Origin of the sequence: Moorena sp. SIO2C4 (assembly GCF_010672485.1) — a bacterium.
In the GTDB taxonomy this organism is placed as follows: domain Bacteria; phylum Cyanobacteriota; class Cyanobacteriia; order Cyanobacteriales; family Coleofasciculaceae; genus Moorena; species Moorena producens.
This window is the reverse complement of the sequence record NZ_JAAHGN010000463.1, coordinates 1-5,659: the sequence shown is the minus strand read 5'-3', so window position 1 is coordinate 5,659 and position 5,659 is coordinate 1. Positions and strand designations below refer to the sequence as shown.

The 5,659-nt window shown below is 42.9% G+C and carries 4 protein-coding genes; 2 read left to right on the top strand and 2 right to left on the bottom strand.

Going from position 1 to position 5,659, the window contains the following annotated elements; all coding sequences use genetic code 11:
- The first annotated feature begins 355 nt into the window (after window positions 1-355).
- Together F6K20_RS22000 and F6K20_RS21995 are read left to right on the top strand one after the other, a co-directional pair.
- Window positions 356-3,088 (top strand): CHASE2 domain-containing protein, encoded by a 2,733-nt coding sequence (locus F6K20_RS22000; RefSeq protein WP_008177901.1) that lies wholly within the window; start codon window positions 356-358, stop codon window positions 3,086-3,088.
- Between the two features lie 4 nt (window positions 3,089-3,092).
- Window positions 3,093-4,379, top strand: coding sequence for an ATP-binding response regulator (locus F6K20_RS21995; protein WP_008177898.1), 1,287 nt, complete (start codon window positions 3,093-3,095; stop codon window positions 4,377-4,379).
- On the opposite strand, the gene F6K20_RS21990 is transcribed toward F6K20_RS21995, so the two are convergent.
- The gene (locus tag F6K20_RS21990; protein ID WP_008177896.1) at window positions 4,321-5,433 is read right to left on the bottom strand and encodes an FHA domain-containing protein; all 1,113 of its coding nucleotides are present in this window, start codon (window positions 5,431-5,433) and stop codon (window positions 4,321-4,323) included. The genes F6K20_RS21995 and F6K20_RS21990 overlap by 59 nt on opposite strands.
- A 39-nt stretch (window positions 5,434-5,472) precedes the next feature.
- Window positions 5,473-5,659, bottom strand: a 187-nt coding sequence (locus F6K20_RS21985) for a hypothetical protein (RefSeq protein ID WP_287296019.1), incomplete at its 5' end; no start/stop codon positions are given.

Sequence of the window (5,659 nt, the reverse complement as noted above, 5' to 3'; positions counted from 1 at the left end):
GAATGTAACAAGTAAAGTATATTATTGACAATTATTTAATCCAATTTCTAATAAATTTTTCAGATCAAAAAGTACAAATCAGCATCTATTTCCAATTATTTGCCGCGTCATCCGCAACGCCCCCCCACGTCAATTTTTATCCCTTTTTTGCTTTTTTTCTCAAGACTGTTACTTAGTCAGGATTTACTGGGAACTCTGTAGGTAAGTTATCGACGGGTTAGTGACTCACCACAAAAGCAGTTCTACCGGTCGATGCTATTCCTGGAATCCTGCCAACCAATAGAAGCGCCTATAGGCTTCTCACCAAGGTTGGTAGAGAACAAACCTGACCTAGATTAGAGATTGACTAAGGGGAATGTGGCTTCACTTTAAAGAGCGTTTGAAGCAATGGCGCTTTGTATTTATAATAGCTCCAGTTGTGGCTGCACTAGTCACTGTTTTGGATACGGCAGGATGGTTCCAGCTACTGGAGTGGGCTACCCTGGATCAATTTTTTCGCCTGCGTCCGGTTGAAGACATTGATAATCGCATTGTGATTATCACCATAGATGAATCGGATCTGACTCAACTGGGAGGATGGCCGATTTCTGATGCTGTTTTAGCTGAGTTAATCACAAAAATTAAAGCATACCGGCCTCAAGGTATTGGTCTGGATATTTATCGCGATTTTCCAGTGGAACCTGGTTATCAGGAGTTCGTTGAGGTGATGAAGTCCACACCCAACTTGATTGGAGTGAAGTCCCTCGTGAGGGATAAAAGAGTTGCCCCACCTCCGACCTTAGCACAACGAGATCAAGTTGCTCTAGCAGATTTGGTGCTAGATGGGGATGGTAAAGTAAGGCGAAGCTTGATATCAGCAGCAGATGAATCCGGTAAGGATATACCTACTTTAGGGGTTAGATTGAGCTTGATGTATCTTCAAGCCAAAGGAATCAATCTCAAAAAAATCGATGGGAGGCGCGAGTATTACCAATTAGGTCAAGCAAGATTTTTCAATCTAACCGAGAAAAATGCTGGTTATCAAGGTGCAGATCTTGGAGGCTACCAAATATTGTTGAATTACCGTGGCACCCAGGAGCGCTTCAATACAGTTTCAATCAGTGATGTTCTGAGCAATAGAATTTCGCCGGAGCAGTTGTACAATCGCATTGTTTTGATTGGTATGACTGCACCGAGCCTTAACGACATTTTTCCGACGCCCTATGATAGCAGTCTCAGCTCTATCGTTCAGGAAATGCCTGGTGTTGTTATTCATGCCAATATCGCCAGCCAGATGTTGAGTGCAGCACTTGATGGACGACTTCTGCTGCGAGTATGGTATGTTAACGCACAGGGGCTGTGGATTTTTTGCTGTTCGTTGATCGGAGCCGTAGGAAGTTGGGTATTACCAGAGACTAACTGGTTAAGAAAACATCTCCTGAGCAAATTAATTCTGAGTATTTTGATGACAGGGGGCATGATTGTCGGTGGTAGCTATTTAGTCTTTCTAACAGGTTGGTGGATTCCTGTAATTTCCCCATTAATAGCTCTATGTTTATCGGCGATTTTAGGAACTAATACCCAGAATCAATGGCAATTGAAACAAGCTAACCAGCAATTGCAAGATTATTCTCGCACTCTGGAGGTCAAAGTTAAGGAGCGCACTCAAGAATTAGAAACAGCCAAAGTAGCTGCTGATGTTGCTAACCAGGCAAAAAGCGAATTTTTGGCTAACATGAGCCATGAACTGCGCACTCCCCTCAATGGCATTCTGGGATACGCTCAAATCCTCAAACGCTCTTCAAATATAAGTAAATCAGACCTGGATGGCATCGGTATTATTCACCAGTGTGGCTCCCATTTACTTACTTTAATCAATGATATTTTAGACCTATCGAAAATTGAAGCTCGGAAACTAGAGCTGCACAAAAGTGATATTCATTTTACTTCATTCTTGATGGGCGTGGTAGAAATTTGTCGGATTCGTGCCCAGCAAAAAGGTATATCGTTTATTTACCATGCCGAGCCTCAGCTGCCAGTGGGTATTTATGGGGATGAAAAACGCCTGCGGCAAGTTTTAATTAATTTACTGGGTAATGGGATTAAGTTTACTGATACTGGAAGTGTGACCTTTCAAGTAAGTTTAATCGGTTCATCGTTGAATGGTGACCCTTCCCACACAATCAGGTTTCAAATTGAAGATACTGGTGTCGGGATGACTCCAGAACAATTGAAAAAGATTTTTTTGCCGTTTGAGCAGGTAGGAGATACTAAAAAACAATCAGAAGGCACTGGCTTGGGATTGGCAATTAGTATGAAGCTTATTTCCCTAATGGGGAGTGAAATCAAAGTGGAAAGTACCTTAGGTGAGGGAAGTAGGTTTTGGCTAGATTTGGAACTAGCAACCACTACCGAATCGCCCCAGCAAGAAACAGTCGTAGACAGCAGCAATATTGTTGGCATTAAAGGGAAACGTCCAACCATACTAATAGTGGATGATCATCTCAACAATCGCTCGTTACTCATTAACCTACTAGAGTCGATTGGATTTCGTTGTTTTGAAGCAAGTAATGGTCAAGAAGGTTATCAGCAAGCAACAGAAATTAAGCCCGATTTAATTTTGACAGACATTGTGATGCCAATTATGGATGGATTGGAAATGATCGGTGCTATTAGGAAATCACAGCAATTGCCAAATGTAGTGATTATGGTTGTATCTGCTAGTGCCTTTGAAACTGACATAACAAACAGTATAAAGACTGGAGCTGATGCATTTTTATCTAAGCCAATTAACATGGATTATCTTTTTAATCAGTTACAAAAATATTTAAAAATTAATTGGATTTATGAACATAATAACAACCTAGAAAGTATAACTTCAGAAAATCTATCACTGGAGACAGGTGAAATTTTTGCTCCACCAGCTGAGGTAATTGATCAGCTATTTGAATTGGCCAAAAGAGGCAATATCCATGGCATAGATAAAACCTTGGTTGAACTGGAACAGAGCGATAAAAAATATCGGCATTTTGCCAAGGAGTTAAGGCAATTAGCAACTAGCTTTCAGGTTAAGCAAATTCGGGAATTTATAAAATCGTTCAGGGGGTAAATCCATGACTATCACTAAAGTTGATCAAGCCACTATCTTGATCGTTGATGACAATCCCACGAATTTGAAAGTGTTGTCGGAAGCGATCGCAAATTCGGGATGGGAAATATTGGTAGCAACTGATGGTGAAACGGCTATCGATCAGAGCGAATATGCAACACCAGATCTAATTTTGTTAGATGTAATCATGCCGGTAATGGATGGTTTTGAAACCTGCCGCCGACTGAAATCTAATCCGGCAACTAATGAAATACCAGTGATTTTTATGACTGCTCTGAATGACACGGTTGATAAGATCAAAGGTTTGTCCCTGGGGGCTGTAGATTACATCACCAAGCCGTTTCAGACTGAAGAAGTGTTAGCCCGTCTCAAGGTGCATTTACAACTGCATTTCCTGACCAAACAACTAGAAGACCAAAATTTGTACTTAGAGGAGCGGGTAGCGGAACGCACTGCTGATCTACAACAGGCAAACCAGCAACTGCGAGAATTAGAAGCTCAGCTACGCAAAGCTCTAGCCCAAGAACAAGAATTCAATCATCTTAAATCTCGGATGATCATAGCCATTTCCCATGAGTACCGCACGCCCTTGACCAGCATTCTCTCCAGTTCTGAACTGCTGGAAGCTTACTGCCATCGATGGGATAAATCTAAACAAAGCCAACATTTTCAACGGATCCGAGCAGCTGTTCAACGGATAACGGACTTAATGGGTAATGTGATGTTCCTGAATAAGGCAGAATTTGAACAACTGGAGTTTCAGCCTACTCCTTTGGATTTAGGGGTATTTGTGCGTGATCTAGTGGATGACATGCAACAGCACTATGGTGATAAACATCACCTGATTTTAAACATTGATCAAGACTGTGGGCGACCGTTGTTTGATTCTAAGCTGCTACTGCAAATCCTTACCCATCTGATTGACAATGCCATCAAGTATTCCCCTAATGGAGGCAAGGTTTTGATCAAGTTTACCTGTCAAAATAACCAAGTTATTTTTGAGGTGAGTGATGACGGGATTGGCATTCCTAGGAAAGAGCAACATAATCTATTTAATGCTTTTCATCGAGGCTCGAATGTAGAAAATATTTCTGGTACTGGACTGGGGTTAGCCATTGTCAAAAAATGTGTCGATATTCATGGTGGGACAATTAGTCTAAACAGTGATGTTAGCGTTGGCACTACTTTTACGGTAATGCTGCCTCGTAGAGTATTAGATGCGGATCAACTGCTCAAGGTAACTGGAAAGTCCATTCCTGATTACCAATCTGGATCACATTTCCTGCACTAAGCCAAAAGGGTTGATGGGAACTAAGCCGCTGTTGGTCCACAAAAGTACCATTGGAACTACCCACATCAATGATTTGGTAGCGCACTTTGTCCTGAGGCTCTGGAATTTGGAGAATTTGGGCATGGTTGCGAGAACACATCGCATCTTCTAACACTAGGGTGTTCGTGGGTTCTCTGCCAATGGTGAAAGGATTAGCAGACAAAACAATCATGGCACCGGATGAACGGTTTACTAAACGCCCCTTGCTTGCTGGGGTAGGATTGGAAAAAAGTACGGTTGGGGCAAGTACTGGTTGATCGCGAATGGGCAGACTGGGTGTGGCGGCTGATTCGTCTGGAATTGTAGCCCTAGGTACTTCCTGATTGACAATGGAGTGTTTAGAGTTAGCTTCTCCACCAGGGAGGATATTGACTTGCTGGATTGGTGGTGGGGAGAGTTCTGGGCGACCAGCATTGGCAATCTGCATTTTTAGGACGGCTTCATGTTCTGCTTCCTGTCGAGCACTCATCCCTTCGACTTGACGAATTATCCCCCGTGTGTTAGGAAAGCTGATGTCACTGACTCGCACATCTTCGATGGAAAAGCCTACGGTATAGTAAACGTCAACATGGTCGAGAATGTATTGTCGGACTTCTACTCGTCCCTGATTGGTTAACTGTTCCATCCTTAGGTGACTAATTGCTACTCCTAAACTATCTTTAACGGCACTAGTTAGGGCAGCAATGGGGTCAGATATTTCTAGGGCAACTCGTTTGGCATCTACCACTTGATACATTACATTCAAAGAGACATTGACAAGATACTGATCCCGGGATAGAAAGTCTCCTTGGGAGGTAATGGGCAAGTGCCGGAGTTTGCTGTCTACTAGGAGCAGTTCACATTTTTCTAGCCAGGGTAGGGCGAAGCTGACATGACGCCCTGGCTTCCATACCCGCACACACCGACCATTTTTGACAAATAAAGCAATATAGCCTGCCCCGATAAAGTCCATGCTCCATCCTGCCCAACGGTCTGGGGTCAGGGTTTGAATCAGTGGGGGTGAGTTACCAGACATTAGATTTTGTTTAGAAGAGTGATGGGAGTAGTGCTTTTTTTAGCATTCCGCCGACAGGATAGTCCGATGGAATGCTGCCTGATCAATAGCTAGATGAATGTGGGACAGGGATTTACTGAAACTGACTGAATCAATTATAACGGTTTGTACTTGAGTACAATATATCGGGTTGTTTAGAAGGGGGAAGTGTGGGGAGATGGGGAGATGGCGAGATGGGGAGATGGGA

What these genes read in the sequence shown, in the direction of transcription:
- F6K20_RS22000 (WP_008177901.1), top strand. Translation starts at nt 356, where the DNA reads ATGTGGCTTCACTTTAAAGAGCGTTTGAAGCAATGGCGCTTTGTATTT.
- F6K20_RS21995 (WP_008177898.1), top strand. Translation starts at nt 3,093, where the DNA reads ATGACTATCACTAAAGTTGATCAAGCCACTATCTTGATCGTTGATGAC.
- F6K20_RS21990 (WP_008177896.1), bottom strand. Translation starts at nt 5,433, where the DNA reads ATGTCTGGTAACTCACCCCCACTGATTCAAACCCTGACCCCAGACCGT.